This window comes from Nocardia neocaledoniensis (genome assembly GCF_029868625.1).
Classification (GTDB): Bacteria; Actinomycetota; Actinomycetes; order Mycobacteriales; family Mycobacteriaceae; genus Nocardia; species Nocardia neocaledoniensis_A.
In genome coordinates this window covers 1-23,451 of the sequence record NZ_JARWOJ010000391.1, presented here as the reverse complement: position 1 = coordinate 23,451, position 23,451 = coordinate 1, and the positions used below count along the sequence as shown (strand labels likewise).

Below are 23,451 nucleotides of genomic sequence, written 5' to 3'. Positions count from 1 at the left end.
CACCCCCCCCCCCCCCCCCCCCCCCCCCCCGCGGCGGGGGCGTGGCTCCCCCACCCCCCCCCCGCCGCCCCCCGGGGGGGGGGGCCCGCCCCCCACCCCCCGGCCCCGCCGGGGGGGGGGGGGCCCGGTCCTGGTTCATAGCTGGGGTGGGTGGAGCTTTCGCCAGTGTTCGGCGATGTCTATGCGGCGGGTGATCCAGACGCCGTCGTGGGTTTGGACGTGGTCGAGGAAGCGTTCCAGGGCGGCGGTGCGGGCGGGGCGGCCGGCGAGGCGGCAGTGCAGGCCGATGGAGAGCATCTTCGGGTTGCCTTCGGCGCCTTCGCGGTAGAGGACGTCGAAGGCGTCGCGGAGGTGGGCGAAGAACTGTTCGCCGCTGGGGAAGCCGGCGGGTGAGGCGAAGCGCATGTCGTTGGTGTCGAGGGTGTACGGGACGACCAGGTGGGGCCGGCCGTGCACTTCGGTCCAGTACGGCAGGTCGTCGGCGTAGGAATCGGAGTCGTAGACGAAACCGCCGTGTTCGACGACCAATTCGCGGGTGTTCGGTGAATCGCGGCCGGTGTACCAGCCCAGCGGGGCGGCCCCGGTGAGCTCGGTGAGGACGCGGACGGCCTCGGCCATGTCGGCGCGTTCGGTCTCACGGTCGGTGAGCTGGTAGGACTTCCACCGCAGCCCGTGGCTGGCGATCTCGTGCCCGAGTTCGGAAAAGGCCGCCACCGCTTCGGGATTGCGCTGCATCGCCTGGGCGACCGCGAAGATGGTGAGCGGCAGATCGCGGCGTTCGAAGGCGCGCAACACCCGCCACAGTCCGGCGCGGGAACCGTACTCGTAGAGCGATTCCATGCTCATGTGCCGGTTCGGGAACGCCTCGGCGGGGGTGATCTCGGACAGGAACGTCTCCGAGTGCGGTGACCCGTCCAGGACGTTGTTCTCCCCGCCCTCTTCGTAATTCAGCACGAACTGCACGGCGACGCGCGCGTCGCCGGGCCACTGCGGGTCGGGGGGATTCGGCCCGTATCCGACGAAGTCGCGGATATCGTGCGCTCCGGTCGCCCGACCGCCGACATCCACCCGATCGCCGCGCGATGCCCGGTTCACCGCAGCTCCCCGTAGAGGCGCAAACGGGCCAGGCCACCGTCGGGGTAGATGTCGAGCCGAACCTCTTCGACCGATGCGGCGGCAGGGTTCAGGGCGAATCGGTGCCTCGTGTCGGGCAGCAGATCGGTCCGCGGCAAGAGCTCGACTTCGGTTCCGTCGCTGGTGAATCCGGTGAGCGAGGCGGCGCCGGGGCTGTTGCCGAGGAAGCAGGAGGTGTCGACCTCGGCCAATCGGATCGAACCCGGACCGGCCAATTTGATACGAACCCAATCGTTTCCGTCGTCGCGGCGACGCGCCGTCTCCCAGCCGTCACCCATCACCCTGGCCAGGCCGGGGTAGAGCAGCTGATTGGGTGAGCTGTAGAAGCGGTTGGAGCAGTCGAGGACGAGGGCGCCGTTCTCCAGGGCGGCCAGGTCGACCGGGCCGAGGCCGAGCAGCGCGGGGTCGGGGCGGCCCTCGCCGTGCACCCGCAACCGGGCGACGCCGCCGTCGGGGTGCATGGTGAGTTTCACATGGGTCCACCGGTTCTCGTCGTCCACGGTGAACGGATTGCGGCTGTCGCCACCGACCTTCACCCGGTCGAGCAAGGTAACCCAGTCGGTGCGCGCGGCTATCTCCTCGGCGGGCGGGTAGCCCTCGATCGCCAGCGCCGCGACCGACACCTCGGGCGGATAGTTGCCCTTGAACCAGGCGGTGTCGACGACGACGCCCCTGATCACGCCGGCCACGCCGAGCCGCACGACGGCGCTGTCGTCACCGGGCCTGCCGCGATGCCTGCGCGTCTCCCAGCCGTCGTAGACCTGGCCCTTGTGCCCGAAGGTCGCCGGCTGGTACTCGGAGGGTCCCGGCTTGATCAGGTTCTCCTTCTCCGCGAAGAACTCGTCGTTTGCCCAGATCACCGCGCCGCCGAGCGATCGAACAGCGAGATCGGGGAGCAGCGTGAAGTCGCCGCCGAGGTGTGTGGTCACCGTTGCCTCCTATGCCTGAAGGTGCTGCGGGTCCGCGCCCGCCATGGGGTACTGCCTGCGCTTGTCGCCGCGCGTCCGCCCGGATCAGCGTCGCGCCGCGGTCATCCGGTCGCGACATCGACCGAGCCGCATGGCATTGGCCTGCCGATGCCCTGGCACTCCCCGGTGGGTCATCGCGCGTCCGGCGGCGTGGGCTTGCGCGCGGCCAGTGCCTCGAGGACGGGGACATCGAGTTCGAGTGCGCTCGAGGCGAGTTCGCCCTCGGTGACGGCGCCGCAGCGCAAGCCGCGCAGCACGGTGGTGGCCAGCGCTTCCGCGGTCGCCGGTTCGTCGACCACGCCGCCGGAACGCCGGTCCAGGTAGGCCACCAGGCGCGGCACCGCCACCTCGGTGGCGGTCCGGAAGAAGTCGTAAGTGGCCAGCCAGCGGGTGATCAGGTGGCCGGGATGCATGTCCCAGCCCTGGTAGTAGCCGCGGCGCAGGGCTCGCTCGACCAGGCGATAGTGGTTGGCGAAGGCACCTTCCGGGTTCGTGTCGGGGACGATCTGGGTGGAGCCGTCACAGATCCACACCCCGGTCTGCGCCGCCGCGACCTGCATCACCGCTTTGGCGTGGTCGGCGGCCGGGTGGTCGAGGGCCTGGTCGGTGGCGGCGATGCCGCAGGCGGCGGTGTAGTCGTAGGTGCCGAAATGCAGTGCGCTGCAACGCCCATCGGCGAGCTGGATCATGCGGGCGATCGGCGCGGTGCCGTCGGGCGCGATGATCGCCTGCGGGCTCTCGATCTGGAGTTCGAAGCGCAGGGTCCGGTCGGGCAGGCCGTAGCCGCTCTCGAGCCCCGAACACAGGTCGACGATCGCCGAGACCTGCTGGGCGGCACGGATCTTCGGGACCGTGAAAACGAATCCGTCCGGGGCACCGCCCGCCGCGTCGAGCACGAGGTCGAGCGTGCGCAGTGCGCGCCTGCGTTCGTTCGCGGCGAGCCCCTTGATACGGATGCCGAACGAGGACGGCGCGCCCGGCTGACCCGCCCAGCCCGCCAGTACCTTGCCCGCCGCGATCGCCGCCGCGTCCTCCTCGTCGTCGGCGCGGAAACCGTAGCCGTCCTCGAAGTCGATGCGCAGATCCTGGATCGGCTGCTCGGTGAGCCTGCGCCGGACCGCGGGTGCGCAGCCGGTCGCGTCGAGGCCGGCGAGGAACTCGGCGTGCCGATCGAGCAGGTCGAGGGCGGTGGCGCCCCAGTCGGCGGGAGTGGCGGCGGTGGCGCGGTCGGCGGCCACGTAGGCGGTGTGCACGGGCTGCACCCGCTCGCCAGCGCCGGGATAGCGCGCCCGCAGTTCGGTGTCGACGGCGTCGAGCACCGCGTCGACGCGGGCGTGGATGTGCGCGGGAAGATGGGCGTTCACCCGGCGGTTCCTTCCTGGACGAGCCGCCATACGCGATCGGCGGTCATCGGCAATCGGTCCGGGCGGGCGCCGACGGCGTCGCGGATCGCGTTCGCCAGCGCCGGTGCCACCGGGTTGTACGGGGACTCACTCATCGATTTGGCACCCAGCGGGCCCAACTCGTCAGTGGTTTCGGCGAAATAGACCTCGGTGCGGGGCAGATCCGCGACCTGTGGGATGTGGTAGTGACGCAGTGTCCTGGTGGTCACCACGCCGTGCTCGGTGCGCAGGTCCTCGTAGAGCGCGGTGCCGATGGCCTGGGCGACCCCGCCCTCCACCTGGCCGCGCAGCTGCACCGGATTCACGACGGTGCCCGCGTCCGCCACCTGCACCGATTGCAGCACCCGCACCTCGCCGGTGCTCGGCCGCACCGCGACCCGGAACGCGTGCACATTGAAACTCACCGACCTCGGGGTGCCCGCGTGGGTGCCGTGCGCGCGGAGTTCGCCGTCGGCGAGCAGCAGCGCCGGAGTGATCAGCTCGGCGCCGCAGCGCACCCCAGCGTCCTCGAGCACACAGTCGCGTTCGGGGTGGCCGGAGACCTTGGCCGCCCTGGCCAGCAGCATGGCGTGCAGTTCCAGCGCGGCCGCGTAGGTCGCCTTGCCCGCGACCATGGTGCCGGTGGAGCCGAAGGCGCCGGTGTCGTGGCCGACGACATCGGTGTCGGCTTGCCTGACCCTGATTCGGTCGGCGGCCGTCGCCAGCGCGGTCGCCGCGAGCTGGGCGTGGACCGTGGTGGTGCCGTTGCCGAATTCCGCTGTACCGACACCGATCTCGTACATGCCGTCGGCGCACAGGGCGGCTGTGGCGTCGGCGTGATGCCCGCGCGGCGGGACGGTCGCGATCATGGCGACGGCCATGCCATCGCCGACCCGCCAGTCCGGCCCGGGCGCGGTGACGCCGTTGCCCCGGCGCAGCGCCCGCTGGGCGGTGTCGAGGCACTGGTCGAGGCCGTAGCTGCCGAAGGTCAGGTCGCTCTCGTCGATCTCGGCGCCGGTGAATCGGTCCCCGGGCACCACGACATTGCGGCGGCGGAAGTCGAACGGGTCGATGCCGAGCCTGCGGGCCAGCTCGTCGATGGCGGATTCGACACCGAAGATCACCTGACCGAGCCCGTACCCGCGGAAGGCGCCGGAGGGAATGTTGTTGGTGTACAACGCCTTCGCGTCGACCCGCTTGTTCGCACAGCGGTAGACGGCCACCGATTCGCCGACGGCATGGAACAGCACGCCCGCGCTGTGATTGCCGTAGGCGCCCGCGTCGGCGAGCACATCGACGGCGAGCGCGGTCAGCGTGCCGGACGCGTCGGCGGCCGCGGTGACCTCGACCCGCATGGGGTGACGGCAGGTCGCCGAGGTGAATTCGTCGATGCGGGTGAATTCGTACTGCACCGGGTGCCCGGTCCGCAGTACCGCCAGCGCGATCAGGTCCTCGGCCAGCATCTCCTGCTTCGCGCCGAAGCCGCCGCCCACCCTGGTGGCGAACACGCGCACCCGGTCGCGCGCCAGCCCGAAGACGTGACACAGTTCGTCGCGCACGAGGAACGGCACCTGGGTGCTCGACCGGATGACGAGCCTGCCCGCGTCGTCGAGCCAGCCGACACCGCCGTGGGTTTCCAGGTGGACGTGCTGCACGCGCGGCGAATGCCACACGCCGCGGACCACTTCGGCGGAAGCCGCGACGGCCGCGTCGAATTCGCCGACACCGCCGTGGATCTCGGCTACGACGTTGCGGTCGGGATCGGCGATCCGAGCCGCACGCTTGTCCGCGTGCAGCTTGGGGGCGGACTCGGTGAGCGCCTCCGCCGGATCGAAAATGGCTGGCAATACCTCGTATTCGACCCGCAGGGCGCGCACTCCGGCGCGCGCGGCGCCGATGGTGTCGCCGACGACGGCGGCCACCCGCTGTCCGGCGAATCGCACCGTCCGATCGAGGACGACGGTGTCGTCCGGGTCGTCTTCCCGCAGCTCGTGACGGGCGGTCGAGAAGGCTGCGGCCGGCGCGTCGGCATGGGTGAAGACGGCACGTACGCCCGGGACATCCTGTGCCGCAGCGGTATCGATGGACACGATGCGCGCGTGTGGATGCGGACTCGCCAACACCGCCAGATGCCACGGCGCCACCGGCGGGTCCTGTTCCCCCGCTCCGGGAACGACGTCGAGCGTGAACGGCTCGGCGCCCCGCACGATCCGGGCCCCCGCGGGAGCACGCACCCCGTCCCCCACCTGCCCGACTCCGTGCCCCGCCCCGACCCTCGCGGCGACCGCCGCCACTGCGGTCGCCCCGACCTCGGGCCCATCCCCCACCGATACCGTCGTCCGCTCGACCTCGCCCTCCGCGTACGAGCCGGCACCCGGCCCTTCTGCGACCGAGGACTCATCCGCGCTCGGCGAAGCAACCGACGCGGGCGTACCCCGGCGATCGGCGGCATCGGCCGAATCCAAGCCAGGTTCCGAGTGGCCCGCCGTAGCGGCGCCCGAACCCAGCTGAGGCGGGCGTGGACCAGGCACTGCCGGGTCCGAGTCGACGATCGACTGCGCCCGAGCGGGGCGACCGGCCGTGCCGCTCGCTGGTTCCGGCGAGGCGACAGTGTGGGCGTCCCCGGGACAGCCAGGCTCCGCGGGAGGCGATCCTGCACCCGCCGACGGATCCGGCGCGGAGTGCGCGTGGTCGGCGGGTCCGCTGGGCACCGCCGGCCGAGTGGGCTGACCGGTCTCGCCCGGGGACGCCGAAGTTGTCCACAGGGATGCACAGGAATCGGCGATGGCTCGGTAGCCGGTGCAGCGGCAGAGGTTTCCCTTCAGCAGCTCGGCGAACTCGCTGTCGGCGACAGCCGATGCCGCCACCGGCAAGCCGTGGCTCTCGCCACTGGCACTGTGGGCAGTCAGGCAATCGCCATCGGCACCGGTCGTCGGGGTGGCCGAGCCGGCACCCTCGGCTATCGAGCGTGCCGTCGCCAGTCCCGTCGCGGTGACGACCATTCCCGCTGTGCAGAAACCACATTGGAAGCCGGCGTGTTCGAGGAAGCCGCGCTGGACCGGATTCGGGCCGTCGGCAGCACCGACACCGGCCGCGGTCGTCACCGTGTGCCCGTCGGCGCGGTGGGCAGGGATCAGGCAGGAGTGGACCGGTGCACCGTCGAGCAGGACCGAGCACGCGCCGCAATCCCCGGAATCGCAGCCCTTCTTGACCGCGAGCTCACCCGCCTCCCGCAGCAGGGTGCGCAGGCACTGTCCGGGACGCGCGGTCACCTCGACCGCGCGTCCGTCGACCTCCAGCCTCATGAACCACCTCCCGGCCTCGTCGTCGTTACCAGCGCGCCCGCCCCGATCTCCGCATCCGGCGCGGCGCCGAGGCGCGTATCGCCGCCGCCGAGAGCGACCGGATTCACCAGCGACGACCTTCGTCTCCCGGTCCGCGCAGGTCGGTGCCCTGCCACAGCGGCATCGGCGAACGTGAGCCGCGGATATCCGCCCGGACCGCCCCTGACGCGCGTGCTCGAAGTCATCTCGGCCCGCCGAGTTCCGCGGCCACCTCGGCGGCCAATAGTCCGGTCACGTGGGCACGCCAGTCCGGCGCACCGTGCGGGTCGTCGAACCACACGTCCGGGTCAAGCTCGGACAGCGCGGCGGCAACCTCGAATTCGGTAGGTGTGCGGTCGAATTCGAGGACGACAGGCCGCACGGTCGCGGCCGTCACCGTGATCGCGCAGCGGCCGTCGGCCGTGCGGCGACCCATCACGACCGCGCCGGAACGTCCGAGGGGCGCCAGGGCGATCTTGCGGAAACTGGTGCGCGCCACCAGGCTCGATGTCGGAACCAGGAACGACCGCACCACGGCGCCGGTCGCGAGGATGTTCTCCCCAGGGCCGGTCACGAAGTCACGCAGCGGGATTCGGCGCTCCGCCCCGCCGCGCGGCCAGATCACCATCGTCGCGTCCAGGGCGACGAGTGCGCCGAGTACCGCGCCCGCGGGCAGCGACAGACACACATTCCCGCCGACGGTCGCGGTGCGCCAGATCTTGTGCGAGGCCAGCAGGGCGCGGCACGCCTGCGCGAACAGCGCCGTGCCGGGCCACTCCGGGCACAGGACCGCCGAGCCGAGTTCCCGGCCCGGCGCGGCGCCCGCGAGTTCGGCGAGGGTGCAGGTCGCGGCGATCTCGAGACCCTCGGGTTGTTCCACCATCGGCGTCCAGCCGAGGGTGGTGATGTCGATCAGCCGGTCGAGGTGGTCGTGCGGCTCGGAGAACAGGAAGGTCCCGCCCGCCAGGACGGCGCTGCCCGCGCCGAGCTGCGCCAGATCGGCGCGGTCGCGGGCCAGAACCACCTCCCGGACTGTCTCGAGATCCATGTTCACCTCGCTTACCTCACCAGCCACAGTAGGGGCCGTGAGTTGCCACGATGTTGCGCGACACCCGCCGTCGATTGCGGGGCGGTTAACCCGGTGTACCGCCATCCAGTGTGCGCCGACCGCGCCATCTCCGCAGCTCAGCACCGCACCGCGCGGCCCGCACCCGGACACGCGCGTGGGCACTGGCCGACCGACGCCCGGCTGACGGCACGGCCGTGCGCAAACGGAGCGCGCGCGGTCCACGCCCAACGACTCACTCATCGAGACCGGCGACCCCACGCCGTCGCGCGCTCACGCTCCCGCGACCAGCGTGGCCTGCGCCTGGGCGACATCGGCGCCCACCGATTCCTCGTCGACCGTCGTCATCACACCGTCGCGCAGCACCTCGCGGCCGTTCACCAGCAGCGCGGCCAGTGGCGGCGCGGAGCCGAGTACCAGTGCGACCACCGGGTCGTCGATTCCGGCGTGCGCGGGGGTGTCGAGCCGCCACAGGGCGAGGTCGGCCAGTTTGCCCGGCTCGATCGAGCCGATTTCGGTCTCCCGGCCGAGCACCCGCGCACCGCCCATGGTGGCCAGTTCCAATGCGGTGCGCACCGTCATCGCGTCCGGGCCGCCGACCGCCCTGGCGTAGAGCAGGGCGTTGCGCGGTTCCTCGAGCATCGAACTCGACTCGTTGCTCGCGGCACCGTCGACGCCGAGGCCGACCGGCACCCCGGCCGCCACCAGATCGGCGGTCCGCGCGATCCCGGCGCCCAACCTGCCGTTGGAGGTCGGGCAGTGCGCGACCCCGGTGCCGGTGCGCGCCATGGTGGCGATCGCGGGATCGTCGAGGTGCACGGCGTGGGCGAACCAGACGTCGGCGCCCACCCAGCCGAGCCGTTCCATGTACTGCGCGGGGGTACTGCCGAATTTTTCCCGGCAGAACTCCTCCTCGTCGACGGTCTCGGCCAGATGGGTGTGCAGCCGCACCCCCGCCGACCTGGCCAGCGCCGCGGATTCACGCATCAGATCACCTGTCACCGAGAACGGCGAGCACGGCGCCAGGGCGATCCGCACCATCGCGTCGAACGACGGATCGTGCCACTGCTCGATCGCGGCGGTGCTCGCGGCGAGGATGTCGTCGATCGACTCGACCACCTCGTCGGGCGGCAACCCGCCCTGGCTCTGGCCGAGATCCATCGAGCCGCGCGCCGGATGGAACCGCAGCCCCACCGTCGCGGCCGCGCCGATCTCGGCGGCCAGCAGGTCACCGCCGCCGCGCGGGAAGACGTAGTGGTGATCCGACGAGGTCGTGCAGCCGCTGCGGGCCAGCGAGACCAGCGCCCCGGTCGCCGCCACCCGCACGGACTTCTCGTCGATCCGCGCCCACACCGGGTACAGCGTCCGCAGCCACTCGAACAGGGTGCTGTCCGCGGCGAGGCCCCGGGTGATCCACTGATAGAGGTGATGGTGGGTGTTCACCAGCCCCGGGGTGAGCAGGCAGCCGCGCCCATCGATGCGCGCCACCTCCGGCCCGAAGTCGGGCGCCCGGCCCGCGCCGAGCGCGTCGATCCTGTTGCCCCGCAACGACACCCAACCGGTTCGGTATTCGGTCCCGGCGCCGTCGACGGTCACCACCGCGCACCCGTCGATCAGCAGATCCGGCGCGCTCACGGCAGCCATGCGGGCCCCGCTTCCGGTGCGTCCGCGCGCTGCAAGGTCGCGTGGATGGACCCGTAGGGGCGGTCGGCCGCCCAGAACACCTCACCGTTGTTTTCGACGCCGAACCTGGCGAGGTCGTAGTCGAAGTGATGTTTGTTCGGCGCCGCGAGGCGGATCTCGGCGAGCATCGGGAAACGTTCCAGCACAGCGGTTCCCATGGCGTACAGGGTCTGTTGCAGCGCCTTGGAGTAGGTGGTGGCGAACAGCTCGAGCAGCGTGGCCTCGATGCCCGCGTACACCTCGTCCCAATCGAAGCCGGCGATCTCGGCGAACCGCCACCGCACGTCGAGTGCCGTCGCCAGTACGCGATCGCGCGTCGGGGCGAGGGTCGTGTAGTCGTCGGTCAGGAAGTCGGCGAATTCCGAACCGGTTGACTTGAGCACCACCAGATCCTTGATCCCGCCGACCACCCAGGTCTGGTGACCCGCCACCGTCACCGCCGCGGTGCGCACCTCGGGGCCCTGCCGTTTCCAGGTGTGGTCGTGCTCGGAGCCGTTGATCGGCACCCGCTGCCAGCCGAACGATTCCACGTCGACCCGTGCGCTCGAGACCGGCTCGACCGTGTCGACGAAATGCGTGGCCAGCGCGATCGCGTAATCCTCGATCGTGTCGAGCCCCGGCCGCTTGGCGAACACGAACGCCGTGTTCTTCTGCGTATCGGTGGGCAGGACGTGACGCTGATCACCCTCGGTATACGCTGCCGCGAAATCACCACGCAGAGTGGTGGAGACATTCACGTCCCGGATCTCGTGCCGCGCGTTCTCCCGGTAGAAGCGCACAACACGGTTCTCGGCCTTGCCATAGCGGTTGTCGGTCAACACGATCGGGCCACTCAATGCCATCGGTGTCCTCAGCTTCCTCGGTAGGTGGAATAGGCGAACGGCGACAACAGCAGCGGCACATGCAGATGCGGCTGCTCACCCACCGTGAACGTGACGCAGATTTCGGGATAGAAGGTCTCCACACCCTGCGCCGCGAAATAGCCGCCGGTGTCGAAGAACAGGCGGTAGTCGCCGGGATTCAGGCCGGCGGCGAGTTCCTTCACCCGGCCGTCGGCGTCGGTGAGCGCCTCGGTGAGGCGCTGTTCACCGCGCGTCAGCCAGACGGCGACGCCTGCGGCGGGTACGCCGCGCACCGCGTCGAGGACATGCGTGCTCAGGCTGGTCACGGCGTCACCAGCCGGGTGAGCCGCAGTCGGTTGATCTTCGCCAATTCGGTGCGCATGACCTGCCTTTCGGTCGTCGGATCGTTGTCCAGCCGCGCGCGCAGGACGGCGAGCAGCTCCTCGCCGTCGCGTCCTGCCGCGCAGACCAGGTAGAGATGGCCGAACTTCTCCTCATAGGCGCGATTGCCCTCGGCCAGCGCGGCGAACACCGCGGCACCGGAAACCCCGGACTGCTCGCGCGCCGAGGCCGCCGAGGTCGGCCGGTCCCCGATCCGCGGATGCCCGGCCAGCGCCTCGTCGAGCTCGGCATCGTCGAGCGCGGCCAGCGCCGCGTCGGCGGCGGCCAGCAGGGCGTCCACGCTGTCGTACGGACGCGCGGCGGCGACCGCCCGCGCCCAGCGTGGCGCGGAGCAACAGGTAAGCAATGCCGCCTCAGCGGCCTCGGCGGGCACGTCGTTGAAGTCCGCGAGGCCGGTCGCTTCGCTCGTCATCGATCCAGCATCTCCCCATCACCGAGACGCCGCCAGCGTGTGTGCTCGGTCACGTCGGCGTGTCGTCGCCCTCGCGCTCCCCTGCCGTAATCGAGCGGCAATATGCGCTGATTAGCGTCGTCGCCATGCCCCCGATCGAATCGCCGCCCGCGCACGCCTCGTGCACGGGCATCGTCCTGGCGGCGGGCGCGGGCACGCGGTTCGGCAAACCCAAGGCACTCGCCGCGGACGGCGCCTGGCTGCGCGCGGCGATCACCGCCCTGCGCGCCGGCGGCTGCGCCCCGGTGATCGTGCTGCTCGGCGCGACGGGCCCCGATCCGGCGACGGTGGCGCTGCCGCCGGGCACCGAGTGGCGGTGGGTCGCGGACTGGGCCACCGGGCTGTCGGCGACAGTGCGCGCCGGGCTGCGCGCGGCCGCCGAGGCGGGCACCCGCTATGTGGCGTTCCTGCCCGTCGACGTTCCCGATATCGGCGCCGAAGTCGTCGCCCGGGTACTCGGCGCGGCCGTGGCGAGCGAGAGCGGCCTCGCCCGCGCTGTGTTTCTCGACACACCTGGCCACCCCGTTGTGATCGAGAACAAGCACTGGAAAGCCATTTCCGCTGTTGTCGGCGGGGATGCCGGTGCCGGTTCCTATTTGGGCGGGAGACAGGATATGGTGTGCGTCACGTGCGCCGACTTGGCGACAGGGACCGATCGCGATTTCCCGGAAGACGGCGCACGGTGATCGGAGTTTGAGATATGCGCGATATCGTCGATGACCTTCTGCGAGTGTGGCATTCGGGCCGTACCGGCGGCCTCGCCACCGTGGTCCGTACCATCGGCACGAACGCGCTGCCGATCGGATCGGGGATGCTGGTCACCCCCAACGGCGGAGTCTTCGGATCGATCGCGTCGGGGCGGCTCGAGGAGACCGTGTACGCGGCCGCTATGGAAGCCGCGCAAACCGGGATCCGGCAACTACGTCGCTACAGCCTGATCACCGGAATGGAATCGGGATCCGACGAAGGCGAACTCGTCGATATCTTCGTCGAGCCGTTCTCCTGCCGCGATTTTCCCGAATTCCCCGCCATCGCCGCCGATATCCAGGCCCATCGCCGGGTCACCGTATTCACGGTCGTGTGGAATCAGGATCCCGATGTGATCGGTCAGCATCTGGTCACCGATCGCAAGCACGCCACCGAACTCGTCGCCCTGCCCGAATCGGATCTGTTCGTCGCCTCCTACTGCCCGCCGCCGCGGCTGATCATCTTCGGCGCGAACGCCTACGCCGCCACCCTCGCCGCGCAGGCCAGGATGATCGGCTACCGGGTCAGCATCTGCGATTCGCGGCCCGAATTCGCCGACCCGGGGTCGTTCCCCGGGGCCGAGGTCGTCGTCGACTGGCCGCACCGCTACCTCAACACGCTCTCGGCCGCGGGCGAGGTCGACAGCAGCACCGGCATCGTGGTGCTGGCCAACGAGCCGCGCTTCGAGATCCCCCTGCTCACCGTCGCCCTGCGGTTGCCGGAACTGGGCTACCTGGCCGCGCTCGGCTCCCCCGCCGACCAGGCCCGCCGCCTCGACGACCTGCGCGCCGGCGGCTTCGACGAGCCGACGCTGGCCCGCCTGCACGTGCCCGCCGGGCTCGAGTCCGGCCCGCGTACCCCGGCCGAGACCGCTGTCTTCGTCACCGCCGACTTCCTGGCCTCGCGCGCGGGCCTGCGCCTGTCCGCGCGCCGGGACTTCGGGTCGGCCACCGTGGGCATGGCGATCTAGTCACACTCGACACTCTCGATTCGCGAGCCGGTAACGATTCGGTCGCGCGAGAGGACATAGAGTGTCGACAGGTATCTGACAGCCCCGTCGCGCCGAGCACGGCTCGGCCTGCGGGGGGAAGCATGCGATGACGGGTCCGCGATGGGCCCGTGGACTGGAACCGACTGTTCGATGAAGCTCTCTGCACTACGTACCGTGGCCGCCCTGCGAACCACCGCCGTGGCTCTGACCGCCGCGATGTCCGTGGCGGTGATCGCCGGTGGCGGCGCCGCCTCGGCCGAACCCGAGAAGTCCTCGTCGGTGACATCAGTCGTCAAGGACGGACGCACCTGGCATCTGAAGGTGTACTCGGCGGCGATGAAGAAGGACATCACGATCGACGTGCAGCGTCCGGTCGACGAGTCCAAGCCGGCACCGAACTTCTACATGCTCAACGGCCTGGACGCGGGCGAAGGCTCCGCGAGCTGGGCCGCGCAGACCAACGCGCTCGGCTTCCTGGCCGACAAGCAGGTCAATGTCATCCAGCCGATCGGTGGCCGCGGTAGCTACTACACCGACTGGAAGCAGGAGGACCCGCGCCTCGGCCTGAACAAGTGGACCACCTTCTTCACCCAGGAGCTGCCGCCGCTGCTCGACGCCACCCTCGGCTCGACCGGCCTGAACTCGCTGGCCGGTCTGTCCACCTCCGGCACCTCGGTGCTGCAGCTGGCCGAGGCCAAGCCGGGCCTGTTCAAGTCCGTCGCGGCTTACTCCGGTTGCGCGCAGATCGCCGACCCGATGGGCAAGCAGGCCGTCAAGTTCTCCGTCGAGACCTGGGCCGGCGGCAAGACCGCCAACATGTACGGCGCCGACAACGACCCGGCCTGGGTCGAGAACGACCCGGTCATCAACGCCGAGAAGCTGCGCGGCACCAACCTCTACATCTCCAGCGGTAGCGGTATGCCCACCAACGCCGACGTGGCCTACTACCTCAACGGCTCGCCCGGCCCGATGGGTGTGGTGAACCTGGGTCTCGGTGTCGGCATCGAGGCCGCGACCAACGCCTGCAGCCAGAACCTGAAGGCCAAGCTGGACTCGCTGGGCATCCCCGCGACCTACCAGTTCACCCCGATGGGCACCCACTACTGGCCGTACTGGGAGCAGGCCCTGCACGAGTCCTGGCCGCTGCTGGCCCAGGGCATGGGAATCTGATTTCCCCCTGAACCCGAAAAACGGGAGGCATACATAGGATGCCGACCGGTTTTAGTAGCTCAGGTGGGCAGCGCGCTCGGCCGGACCGAGAGCCCCGATCGGATGAAATAGGCGATCTCGTCACAGATCTCGTCGACCGAAATCGCGTCGCCCGGCACGGTGGCGTGCACCATCTCCTGCGCGAGAGAATTCACCGCGCCGATCAACGCGAGGGTGAACAGATGCACGCTGCGCGATTCGGCTTCGCCGCGTTCGGCGGCGCGCTGCGCTTCCCTGGTGAGCAGTCCGGACACCGAGCGCCGTTGCGCGCGCCGCCATTCCTCGACCGCCGGGCTCACCCCGACCACCTCGACGTAGAACACGCGAGCGGCTCGGCGATCACGGCAGGTCACCGCGAGGAACGCGCGGAAACTCTCCACCACGCGCACCACCAGCGGATCTTCGCCGGTACGAGCCAGCGCCTCGTCGACGCGGCGCAGCGCGGCCGTGTTCAACCGGTCGACCAGGGCGATCAACAGCGCCTCGCGGCTGCCGACGTCCTCGTAGAAACTGCGAGTGGACACATTCGCCGTCGCGCACAAGCGCTCGATCGACGTCGCCGAATAACCCTGGGTACCGAATAGTTCCAGCGCGGCGTCGGTCAATCGATTACGCCGCAGCGCTACTCGCTGCTGTCGTGATAATCCACCATAATTGCGACCACTATCGGTTTCTTGCGCACGCCGAACCACCCGTGCATGCTAGCGCGCGAACGCGGCACAGCCCGGGGAATCGAAAACTGTTAAAGCTCACCGTCATCGAGCGGTTGCGCCAATGGCCAGCCGCCCGCGGCCAGATGCGAGGCGACGCGCGCGACATCGGCGGGCGCGGGCTGCTCCTTGGCGAAATCCGCGATGGCCGCTTCGATCTCGGCCTCGCTGATCGCTTCCCGCTCGGGATTGGCCTCGATCAGCTTCGCGCCGATCGCGCGCACCTCGTACTCGGTGAGATGGCGGTGCAGCACCGCGTACAACGCGACATAGTCGGACTGCGGAATGCCCTGCGGATATCCCGCGCGCAACCAGCCGAGAACGCGCGCGAGCAGATTGCGGCGTACGGCCGGCGTGGGTGACGGATCGGTCATCGGTTCCTCGCTCATGATTGGCCGAACAGCTGGATGCCGAACTGGTGTGCGATGAATGCCTTGGCGGTGAACAGGATTCCGGTGATCACCACCACGATGATGAGAGTCAGGCACAGCAGCGCCCCGGTGAGCGCCGGATAATTCCGGTGCACGCGGCCGTCGGCGTCGACCGTTTCCGCTTTGGCCCACCAGCGCACCGCGAGCGCGAATACGGCGGGCACACCGGCGCCGAAGACGAGCGCGGCCAGCACCACTTCCCACAGTGAACTCAGATTCGTGATCACGGATTGCACGATCGCTCCCTTCTAACCGGCGTGGTTCTGTTCGGACGAGGACCGCGGCGCGTCGCCGGGCCACTCGTTCACATTGTGGGTCCCCACCGGATCACGCCGCGACCACAGGTAGATGCCGAGCGAACCGCTGATCAGGATCGCGAACACCACCAGCACGCCGGGCAGGCCGCCGATGAAGTGGGCGATGGCCCAGCAGATCGCGCCGACGATGCCCGCCATCGGCAGGGTCAGCAGCCAGGCGACGGCCATCCGGCCCATCACACCCCAGCGCACCTCGGCGCCCTTGCCGAGGCCGGTGCCGAGGATCGAGCCGGTGGCGGTCTGGGTGGTCGACAGCGGCAGCCCGAAGTGCGCCGAGGTGAGGATGATCGCGGCCGAGGTCGATTCGGCGGCCATGCCCTGCGGCGACTCGATCTCGACCAGGCCCTTGCCCATCGTGCGGATGATCCGCCAGCCGCCCAGGTAGGTGCCCAGCGCGATCGCGACCGCGCAGACCGCCATCACCCACAGCGGCATGTGGTCGTCCTTGTCGAGTGAACCGTGGGCGACCAGCGCGAGAAAGATGACGCCCATCGTCTTCTGCGCGTCGTTGGTGCCGTGCGCGAGCGAGACCAGCGAGGCCGAGCCGATCTGGCCCCAGCGGAAACCCTGGGTCGTCTTGTCCTGGTCGACGCCACGGGTGATGCGGTAGACGAGGAAAGTGGCCACGGCCGCGACGCCCGCCGCGATCACCGGCGCCAGCAGCGCGGGCAGCACGATCTTGACCAGCACACCGCCCGAATCCGAGGACCAGATCACGCCGCTCCAGCCGAGCGCGGCGATCGTCGAGCCGATGATGCCGCCGAACAGCGCGTGCGAGGAACTCGACGGCAACCCGAGCAGCCAGGTCAGCAGATTCCACAGAATGCCGCCGACGAGCCCGGCGAACACGATCACCAGCAGATCGTGGCCGGTCACCGCGTCCAGCTTCACGATGCCCTTGGCGACCGTGGCCGCCACCGCCACCGACAGGAACGCGCCGATCAGGTTCAGCACGCCCGACAGCGCCACCGCCACCCGCGGCCGCAGCGCGCCGGTGGCGATCGAGGTCGCCATCGCGTTGGCCGCGTCGTGGAAGCCGTTGGTGAAGTCGAAGACGAGAGCTGTGATGATGACGATCAACAGGACCATTAGTTCGGCGCTCACCCGAACAGTGTGTCGTATGCCGATCCGGGTTCAGCCGAGAGCCCGCACGGTGGCGATGGTGTCGGCCTGCGCGGGCTCCTTGTCCGGGCGATATCGCACGACCCGCGCGAATCGCAGCGCGACGCCGCCGGGGTATCGCGTACTCGTCTGCACACCGTCGAGGGCGATCTCGACGACGAGTTCCGGGCGAAGGAATACGGCGTGCCCGTCGGTACCGGTTTGATAGCGCGGGAATTCGGCGGTCTGCCAGCGCAGCAATTCGTCGGTGAGGCCCTTGAACGTCTTGCCGACCATCACCGGTTCCCCGGTCTCCTCATCGCGCGCGGCCAGGTGCAGATTCGACAGAAAGCCGGTGCGGCGGCCGTAGCCCCATTCGGCGCCGATCACCAGCAGGTCGAGGGTGTGCGCCGGTTTTATCTTCTGCCAGGACTTGCCGCGCCTGCCGGCGGCATACGGCGCGTCGAGCGATTTGATCATCACGCCCTCGTTGCCGACGGCGAGCGCGTCGTCGTAGTACTCGGCGGCGGCCTCCGCGTCGGGCGCGACGAGGGCGGGGATGGCGTGTTCGCCCGCCACCAGCTCCAGCGCGGTGCGGCGCGCGTGCAGCGGTTCGTCGAGCAGGTCACGGCCGTCCAGGTGCAGGCAGTCGAAGAAGTACGGGTGCAGCAGCAGCTCGGTGGTGTCGGCGACGGTGGCGAAGCGGCTCATCGTCTCCTGGAACGGGCGCGGTCGGCCCGCGTCGGTGAGCGCGAGGGTCTCCCCGTCGAGAACCACGCTGGTGCAGGCGAGCCCGCGCACGAGTTCCACCAGCTCGGGCACACCGGCGGTGATGTCGCGCAGGGTCCTGGTGAAGATCCACACCTGCTCGTCCTGGCGGTGTACCTGGATGCGGGCGCCGTCGAGTTTGTGTTCCACGCTCACGCGCGGGCCGAGTTCGGCCAGCGCCTCGTCGAGGGAGCCACCCGGTGAGGCAAGCATCGGCGCGACCGGTCTGCCCACCTCGAGCCGGAACGCGCTCAGCGCCGCCGCGCCGCCGGTGACGGCGACCACGGCGGTCGCGGGCAGCTGTCCCGACAGCATGTGCGCTCGACGCACCACCTCGATGGGGATGCCGGTGGCCTTCGCCAGGGCTTCCACGACGATCGCGGTCAGCGCGCCCTGGCGCAGTTCGCCGGTGAGCAGGCGCAGCAGGAAGGACTGTTCGTCGGCGGTGGCGGCGGTGAACAGGTCGGTCAGCAGTTCGCGCCGGCGCAGGGTGGAGCCGGTGCCGCTGAGGCCGGTCAATCGCGTGAAGACGGCGTCGACAGCCTCGACGGTGAGGCTCGCCTCGGCGCTGGGTGGGGTGTCCAAGCCGGTGACGGTGCGCCACCCGGCCCCGATCCGGCCCTGCGTCAGCTCGCCGGAGAGCCAGGCCACCACCGTCGCGATCTCCGTCGGTCCGGCGGACGCGAGCAACTCGGCCAGCGCGGCGATCTTCGCCTTGCGTGACCTGGTCGCGCGCACGGCCGCCGAGGCCGCGACCACTTCGCTGAACAGCACCCGCTGACGGTAGCGCGACGGTGTGACACATCGCTCACCCCACGCTGTTAAGGTTCCGTTGGCAAGTCTGCGAAACCGGCCATAAGCTGGACACATGGCCAAGACCTATGTCGGTGCGCGGCTGCGCCAGCTGCGGACCGAGCGCGGTCTGAGCCAGGTCGCGTTGGCCCAGAAGCTGGAGATCTCGGCCAGCTATCTCAATCAGATCGAGCACGACGTGCGCCCGCTGACGGTGCCGGTACTCAAGCGGATCAACGAGGTCTTCGGCGTCGACCCCGCCTTCTTCTCCGCCCAGGACGACACCCGGCTCATCGCCGAGCTACAGGAAGTCGTCATGGACGCCGAGCTCGGCATCGAGGCCGACACCCAGGAGATCGCCGACATGGTCTCGGCGCATCCGAGCATGGCGCGTGCGCTCGTCGCCATGCACAACCGGTACCGCAACACCAGCGCCCAGCTGGCCGCAGCCACCGAGGACCGGTTCTCCGACGGCTCGGGCAGCGCCGCGATCTCCAAGCCGCACGAGGAGGTACGCGACTACTTCTATCAGCGGCAGAACTACATCCACGAACTCGATACGGCGGCCGAGGAACTCACCGCGCGCATCCGTTTCCACGGCGGCGAGGTGAGCACCGAGATCGTGCGGCTGCTGCGCTCGCACGATGTGCGGATCGTCGAGCGGATCGATCTCGGCGAGGGCGTGCTGCACCACTACGATCCCGAGACCAAGCAGCTCGAGATCTCCCCGCACCTGTCCGGCGGGCAGCGCACCTTCAAATTGGCGGCCGAGCTCGCCTATCTGGAGTGCGGGCCGCTGCTCGAAAAGCTGGTCGAGGAGGGCAATTTCGCCTCCGAGGCGGCGCGCAAGCTCGCCATGCTCGGCCTGGCCAACTACTTCGCGGCCGCGACGGTATTGCCCTACAACCACTTCCACGAGGTGGCCGAGGATTTCCGCTACGACATCGAGCGGCTGTCCGCGTTCTTCTCGCAGAGCTACGAGACGATCTGTCATCGGCTCTCGACCTTGCAGCGGCCGAGCCTGCGTGGCGTGCCGTTCTCGTTCGTGCGTGTCGATCGCGCGGGCAACATGTCGAAACGCCAGTCCGCCACCGGGTTCCACTTCTCCGCCAGCGGCGGCACCTGCCCGCTCTGGAACGTCTACGAGACCTTCGCCTACCCCGGCAAGATCATGACCCAGATCGCCCAGATGCCCGACGGCCGCAAATACCTCTGGGTGGCGCGCACGGTCGAACGGCGCGCCACCCGCTACGGCCAGCCCAGCAAGACCTTCGCCATCGGCCTGGGCTGCGAACTGCGCCACGCGGGCCGCGTCGTCTACGCCGACGGCATCGACCTCGGCGAGGCCTCAGCCACCCCCATCGGCGCGGGCTGCCGCGTCTGTGTCCGCTCCAACTGCCCCCAACGCGCCTTCCCCCCACTCGGCAAGGCCCTCGACATCAGCGAACACCGCAGCTCCGTCCCCCCTTACCTGATCAAGTAGCGCGTCAGAAGGCTTCCTCGGGGATGGACATGATGTCGTTGTCGAGGGTGGCGAGGATGGTTCTGGTGGCGGTGAGTTCGGGGAGGACGTTCTTGGCGAAGAAGGTGGCGGCGGCTACTTTGCCCTGGTAGAAGGGGCGGTCCTTGGGGGCGGCGTCGGCGGTGAGGGCCGCGGCGGCGATGTCGGCTTGGACGAGCAGGCGCCAGGCGATGAGCAGGTCGCCCATCGACATGAGGAAGCGCACCGAGCCGAGGCCCACCTTGTAGAGCTCGGTGGGGTCGGTCTGGCCCGCCATGGCGTAGCCGGTGAGGGTGGCCGCCATCGCCTGGACGTCGGACTGGGCGGTGCGCAGCAGGGCGCGCTCGGTGGCGAAGCGACCCGAGTCGTTGTCCAGGTACGCGGTGATCTGCGCGTTGACGTGCGCCAGCGCCGTCCCGCGATCGCGAACGATCTTGCGGAAGAAGAAGTCCTGGGCCTGGATCGCGGTGGTGCCCTCGTAGAGGGAGTCGATCTTGGCGTCGCGGATGTACTGCTCGATCGGATAGTCCTGCAGGTACCCGGAACCGCCGAAAGTTTGCAGTGACTCGGTGAGCAACTGGTAGGCCCGCTCGGAACCGACGCCCTTGACGATCGGCAGCAACAGGTCGTCGACGCGGTGCGCCAGCTCGGCGTCGGCGCCGGACACGAGCTGGGCCACGTCGGCGTTCTGATGCGCGGCGGTATACAGATACACCGCCCGCAGCCCCTCCGCGTAGGCCTTCTGCATGGCCAGTGAGCGGCGCACATCGGGATGATGGGTGATGGTCACCCGCGGCGCGGCCTTGTCGGCCATCTGGGTCAGATCCGCGCCCTGCACGCGCGTCTTGGCGTATTCGAGGGCGTTCAGATAGCCGGTCGAGAGCGTTCCCGACGACTTCACGCCGACGGTCATGCGCGCGTTCTCGATCACCTTGAACATCTGCGCGATGCCGTTGTGCACGTCGCCGACCAGCCAGCCCTTGGCCGGGACCGACGTGCCGCCGAAGGTGAGTTCGCAGGTCGGCGAGGACTTGATGCCCATCTTGTGCTCGACCCCGGTCACGTAGACGCCGTTGCGGTCGCCGAGTTCCATCGTCTCGGGATCGAAGAGGAACTTGGGCACGTAGAACAGCGAAAGCCCCTTGGTGCCGGGTCCGGCGCCTTCCGGCCGGGCGAGGACGAGATGGAAGATGTTCTCCGCCACCTCGCCCACGTCGCCGCCGGAGATGAACCGTTTCACGCCCTCGATGTGCCACGACCCGTCCGGCTGCGGCACGGCCTTGGTGCGGCCGGCGCCGACGTCGGAGCCGGCGTCGGGCTCGGTGAGCACCATGGTCCCCTGCCAGCCGCGCTCGAAACCGCCACGCGCCCAGCGCTTCTGTTCCTCGGTGCCCACCTCGTAGAGCACCGAGCCCATCAGCGGACCCATGTTGAAGAAGCTGGCCGAGGGGTTGGCGCAGATGACGAGCTCGTTGATCGCCCACAGCAGCACGTTCGGCGCGGGGGTACCGTCCATGCCCTCTGGCATGCCGAGCCGGTACCAGCCCGCCTCGTGCACCGCGGCCACCGTCTTGCGCAGCGGCTCCGGCACCGAGATGTCGAAGGTGTCGGGCCGGAAGACCACCGGCTCACGGTCGGCGGCGGCGAAGGACTCCGCGATCGGGCCCTCGGCCAGGCGCTTCACCTCGTCGAGGATCTGCCGCACCGTGTCGGAGTCCAGGTCGCCGTAGGCGCCGGTATCGAGGAGCTTGTCGAGGCTCAGCACCTCGAAGAGGTTGAACTCGATGTCACGCACGTTGGCCTTGTAGTGCCCCACTGGGCTCCTCCTCGACTGACCACCCGCGGCCCGAGCGCCGCGTGATTCGGCTGTTCGACGTCGTACGAATTCGAAGCGTGCCGCACCGCGGTCTCCCTACGCAAGCGTAGGCGCGCGGACTCGGCGCACCGGCGCGGAGCAATTGTTCACACGGACGAAACAGACGAAACGGGCGCGTGACCGAGAGATATTCCGGTGCAACATGTTCCCTCTACTGTTCCGCTCACGAATACAGCCGCTGTATACAACCCGGTGTACACGGGCGCAGCGGTGGTGTTCGTTGTGGCGCGCATGGCGCCGCCGTAACACCTGATGAGGAGAACCGTCCCATGTCTGATTCCCGTGTGGTCAAGGCGCTCGTCGCGCCTGCCGCGGTGGCCCTCGCCGGCCTGTTGCTCACCGGTTGCGGTGCCCGTGACGACGCGTCGTCCGGCTCGACCGCCGCGTCCTGCCTCGACACCTCCAAGGACACGATCAAGGTCGGTTCGCTGCACTCGTTCTCGGGCACCATGGCCATTTCCGAAGTGACCGTGGCCAATTCGACCAAGCTGGCGATCGACCAGATCAACGCCGCAGGCGGGGTGCTCGGCAAGAAGATCGAGATCATCAAGGAAGACGGCGCCTCGGACCCGAAGACCTTCGCCGAGAAGGCGGAGAAGCTGATCAGCTCCGACTGTGTCGCCGCGGTGTTCGGCGGCTGGACCTCGTCGAGCCGCAAGGCGATGAAGCCCAAGTTCGAGAGCCTGAACTCGCTGCTCTACTACCCGGTGCAGTACGAGGGCCTCGAGGACTCGAAGAACATCTTCTACACCGGCGCCACCACCAACCAGCAGATCGTGCCCGCGCTGGACTACCTGAAGCAGAAGGGGATCACCTCCCTCTACCTGGTCGGCTCGGACTACGTCTTCCCGCAGACCGCCAACCGCGAGATCAAGGCCTACGCCGCGGCCAACGGCATCGAGATCAAGGGCGAGGACTACACCCCGCTGGGCTCCACCGATTTCTCCACCATCATCAACAAGGTCCGTAATGCCAAGGCGGGCGCGGTGTTCAACACCCTCAACGGCGATTCCAATGTGGCCTTCTTCCGCGAGTACACCAACGCGGGCCTGAAAGCCACTGAGATGCCGGTGGTCTCGGTGTCGATCGCCGAGGAGGAGGTCGCCGGTATCGGCGCGCAGAACATCGCGGGCCAGCTGACCGCCTGGAACTACTACCAGACCGTCGATTCCCCGGCGAACAAGAAGTTCGTCGCCGACTACAAGGCCGCCTACGGCGCCGACAAGCCGACCTCGGACCCGATGGAGGCCGCCTACGCCTCGGTCTACCTGTGGAAGAACACCGTCGAGAAGGCGAAGTCGTTCGCGGTGGCCGACGTGCAGGCCGCGGCCGACGGCGTCAGCTTCGAGGCGCCGGAGGGCACCGTCACCATCGACGGCGCCAACCACCACATCACCAAGACCGCCCGCATCGGTGAGATCCGCCCGGACGGCCTGATCTACACGGTCTGGGATTCCGGCAAGGCGATCACCCCCGACCCGTACCTGAAGTCCTACGACTGGGCCAAGGGCTTGAAGTAGCTGTCGCGTGGCCGCGACGTGTTCGCGGCCCCCCAGGCACGCCCCCCCCCCCCGGGGGCCCCCCCCCCGGGGCCCGGGGGCGGGGGGGCGGCGGGGGGGCGGCCCCGCGACCGAGAGCGATCAGTGCGGCGTGCAGCTCGGCGTCGACGGTGAAGCTCACCTTGTCGCCGCGCAGGCTCTGCCGGGCCGGACGCGGCCGGTCGGTCGGCAGGGTCAGCTGGTCGGGCAGGCCGGCCA

General features: G+C 69.4%; 20 protein-coding genes. 5 read left to right on the top strand and 15 right to left on the bottom strand.

Translation table 11 applies throughout. From position 1 onward, the window contains the following. Positions 1-135 precede the first annotated feature (135 nt). The 9 genes from puuE to uraD form a co-directional block, all read right to left on the bottom strand. A complete protein-coding gene (gene puuE / locus QH270_RS30985) occupies positions 136-1,032 on the bottom strand; it encodes an allantoinase PuuE (protein ID WP_280347922.1) in 897 nt (298 codons plus the stop codon). Between the two features lie 59 nt (positions 1,033-1,091). Beyond that, complete coding sequence (gene alc / locus QH270_RS30980; protein WP_280347920.1) at positions 1,092-2,063, bottom strand: allantoicase; 972 nt, start codon at positions 2,061-2,063, stop codon at positions 1,092-1,094. A gap of 170 nt (positions 2,064-2,233) precedes the next feature. Then, the gene (locus QH270_RS30975; RefSeq protein ID WP_432420458.1) at positions 2,234-3,496 is read right to left on the bottom strand and encodes a DUF6986 family protein; all 1,263 of its coding nucleotides are present in this window, start codon (positions 3,494-3,496) and stop codon (positions 2,234-2,236) included. Further along, entirely contained in the window at positions 3,463-6,789 is a 3,327-nt protein-coding gene (locus QH270_RS30970) for a molybdopterin cofactor-binding domain-containing protein (RefSeq protein ID WP_280347916.1), read from the bottom strand. Before QH270_RS30970 ends, QH270_RS30975 begins: the two co-directional genes overlap by 34 nt. A gap of 220 nt (positions 6,790-7,009) precedes the next feature. Then, positions 7,010-7,855 (bottom strand): FAD binding domain-containing protein, encoded by an 846-nt coding sequence (locus QH270_RS30965; protein ID WP_280347914.1) that lies wholly within the window; start codon positions 7,853-7,855, stop codon positions 7,010-7,012. Between the two features lie 291 nt (positions 7,856-8,146). Continuing rightward, positions 8,147-9,517, bottom strand: a complete 1,371-nt coding sequence (locus tag QH270_RS30960; RefSeq protein WP_280347913.1) for an 8-oxoguanine deaminase — start codon at positions 9,515-9,517, stop codon at positions 8,147-8,149. Then, a complete protein-coding gene (pucL, locus tag QH270_RS30955) occupies positions 9,505-10,398 on the bottom strand; it encodes a factor-independent urate hydroxylase (RefSeq protein WP_280347911.1) in 894 nt (297 codons plus the stop codon). The genes QH270_RS30960 and pucL overlap by 13 nt, the downstream gene beginning before the upstream one ends. A gap of 8 nt (positions 10,399-10,406) precedes the next feature. After that, complete coding sequence (gene uraH, locus QH270_RS30950) at positions 10,407-10,724, bottom strand: hydroxyisourate hydrolase (protein WP_280347909.1); 318 nt, start codon at positions 10,722-10,724, stop codon at positions 10,407-10,409. Continuing rightward, the gene (uraD, locus tag QH270_RS30945; protein WP_280347907.1) at positions 10,721-11,212 is read right to left on the bottom strand and encodes a 2-oxo-4-hydroxy-4-carboxy-5-ureidoimidazoline decarboxylase; all 492 of its coding nucleotides are present in this window, start codon (positions 11,210-11,212) and stop codon (positions 10,721-10,723) included. The genes uraH and uraD overlap by 4 nt, the downstream gene beginning before the upstream one ends. A 125-nt stretch (positions 11,213-11,337) precedes the next feature. Between uraD and QH270_RS30940 the strand changes: the two genes are divergently transcribed. From QH270_RS30940 to QH270_RS30930, 3 genes are all read left to right on the top strand, one after another. Further along, a complete protein-coding gene (locus QH270_RS30940; protein WP_280347906.1) occupies positions 11,338-11,937 on the top strand; it encodes a nucleotidyltransferase family protein in 600 nt (199 codons plus the stop codon). Between the two features lie 14 nt (positions 11,938-11,951). Then, positions 11,952-12,968, top strand: a complete 1,017-nt coding sequence (locus tag QH270_RS30935) for an XdhC family protein (RefSeq protein WP_280220712.1) — start codon at positions 11,952-11,954, stop codon at positions 12,966-12,968. A 171-nt stretch (positions 12,969-13,139) separates the two neighbouring features. Next, on the top strand, positions 13,140-14,159 hold the full coding sequence (locus tag QH270_RS30930; RefSeq protein ID WP_233001019.1) for an alpha/beta hydrolase: 1,020 nt from the start codon (positions 13,140-13,142) through the stop codon (positions 14,157-14,159). A gap of 59 nt (positions 14,160-14,218) precedes the next feature. Here QH270_RS30930 and QH270_RS30925 read toward each other — a convergent pair whose 3' ends face one another. Genes QH270_RS30925 through QH270_RS30905 form a run of 5 tightly spaced genes read right to left on the bottom strand, consistent with a single transcriptional unit; the run spans position 14,219 to position 18,299 of the window. Further along, positions 14,219-14,890, bottom strand: a complete 672-nt coding sequence (locus QH270_RS30925; RefSeq protein ID WP_280347904.1) for a TetR/AcrR family transcriptional regulator — start codon at positions 14,888-14,890, stop codon at positions 14,219-14,221. 50 nt (positions 14,891-14,940) lie between these two features. Next, on the bottom strand, positions 14,941-15,297 hold the full coding sequence (locus tag QH270_RS30920; protein WP_280347902.1) for a DUF3349 domain-containing protein: 357 nt from the start codon (positions 15,295-15,297) through the stop codon (positions 14,941-14,943). Next, positions 15,294-15,575 (bottom strand): hypothetical protein, encoded by a 282-nt coding sequence (locus QH270_RS30915; RefSeq protein ID WP_280347900.1) that lies wholly within the window; start codon positions 15,573-15,575, stop codon positions 15,294-15,296. The genes QH270_RS30920 and QH270_RS30915 overlap by 4 nt, the downstream gene beginning before the upstream one ends. Positions 15,576-15,587: 12 nt before the next feature. After that, complete coding sequence (locus QH270_RS30910; protein ID WP_280347899.1) at positions 15,588-16,760, bottom strand: inorganic phosphate transporter; 1,173 nt, start codon at positions 16,758-16,760, stop codon at positions 15,588-15,590. Between the two features lie 30 nt (positions 16,761-16,790). Then, positions 16,791-18,299, bottom strand: coding sequence for an ATP-dependent DNA ligase (locus QH270_RS30905; RefSeq protein ID WP_280347897.1), 1,509 nt, complete (start codon positions 18,297-18,299; stop codon positions 16,791-16,793). A gap of 94 nt (positions 18,300-18,393) precedes the next feature. Between QH270_RS30905 and ramB the strand changes: the two genes are divergently transcribed. Further along, positions 18,394-19,800, top strand: coding sequence for an acetate metabolism transcriptional regulator RamB (ramB, locus tag QH270_RS30900; protein ID WP_280347895.1), 1,407 nt, complete (start codon positions 18,394-18,396; stop codon positions 19,798-19,800). Positions 19,801-19,804: 4 nt separating this feature from the next. Here ramB and QH270_RS30895 read toward each other — a convergent pair whose 3' ends face one another. Then, the gene (locus QH270_RS30895) at positions 19,805-21,634 is read right to left on the bottom strand and encodes an acyl-CoA dehydrogenase (RefSeq protein WP_280347893.1); all 1,830 of its coding nucleotides are present in this window, start codon (positions 21,632-21,634) and stop codon (positions 19,805-19,807) included. 329 nt (positions 21,635-21,963) lie between these two features. On the opposite strand from QH270_RS30895, the gene urtA reads away from it, so the two are divergent. Beyond that, positions 21,964-23,214: an urea ABC transporter substrate-binding protein gene (gene urtA / locus QH270_RS30890; protein ID WP_280347891.1), complete on the top strand. Its 1,251-nt coding sequence runs from the start codon at positions 21,964-21,966 to the stop codon at positions 23,212-23,214. Positions 23,215-23,451: the final 237 nt, after the last annotated feature.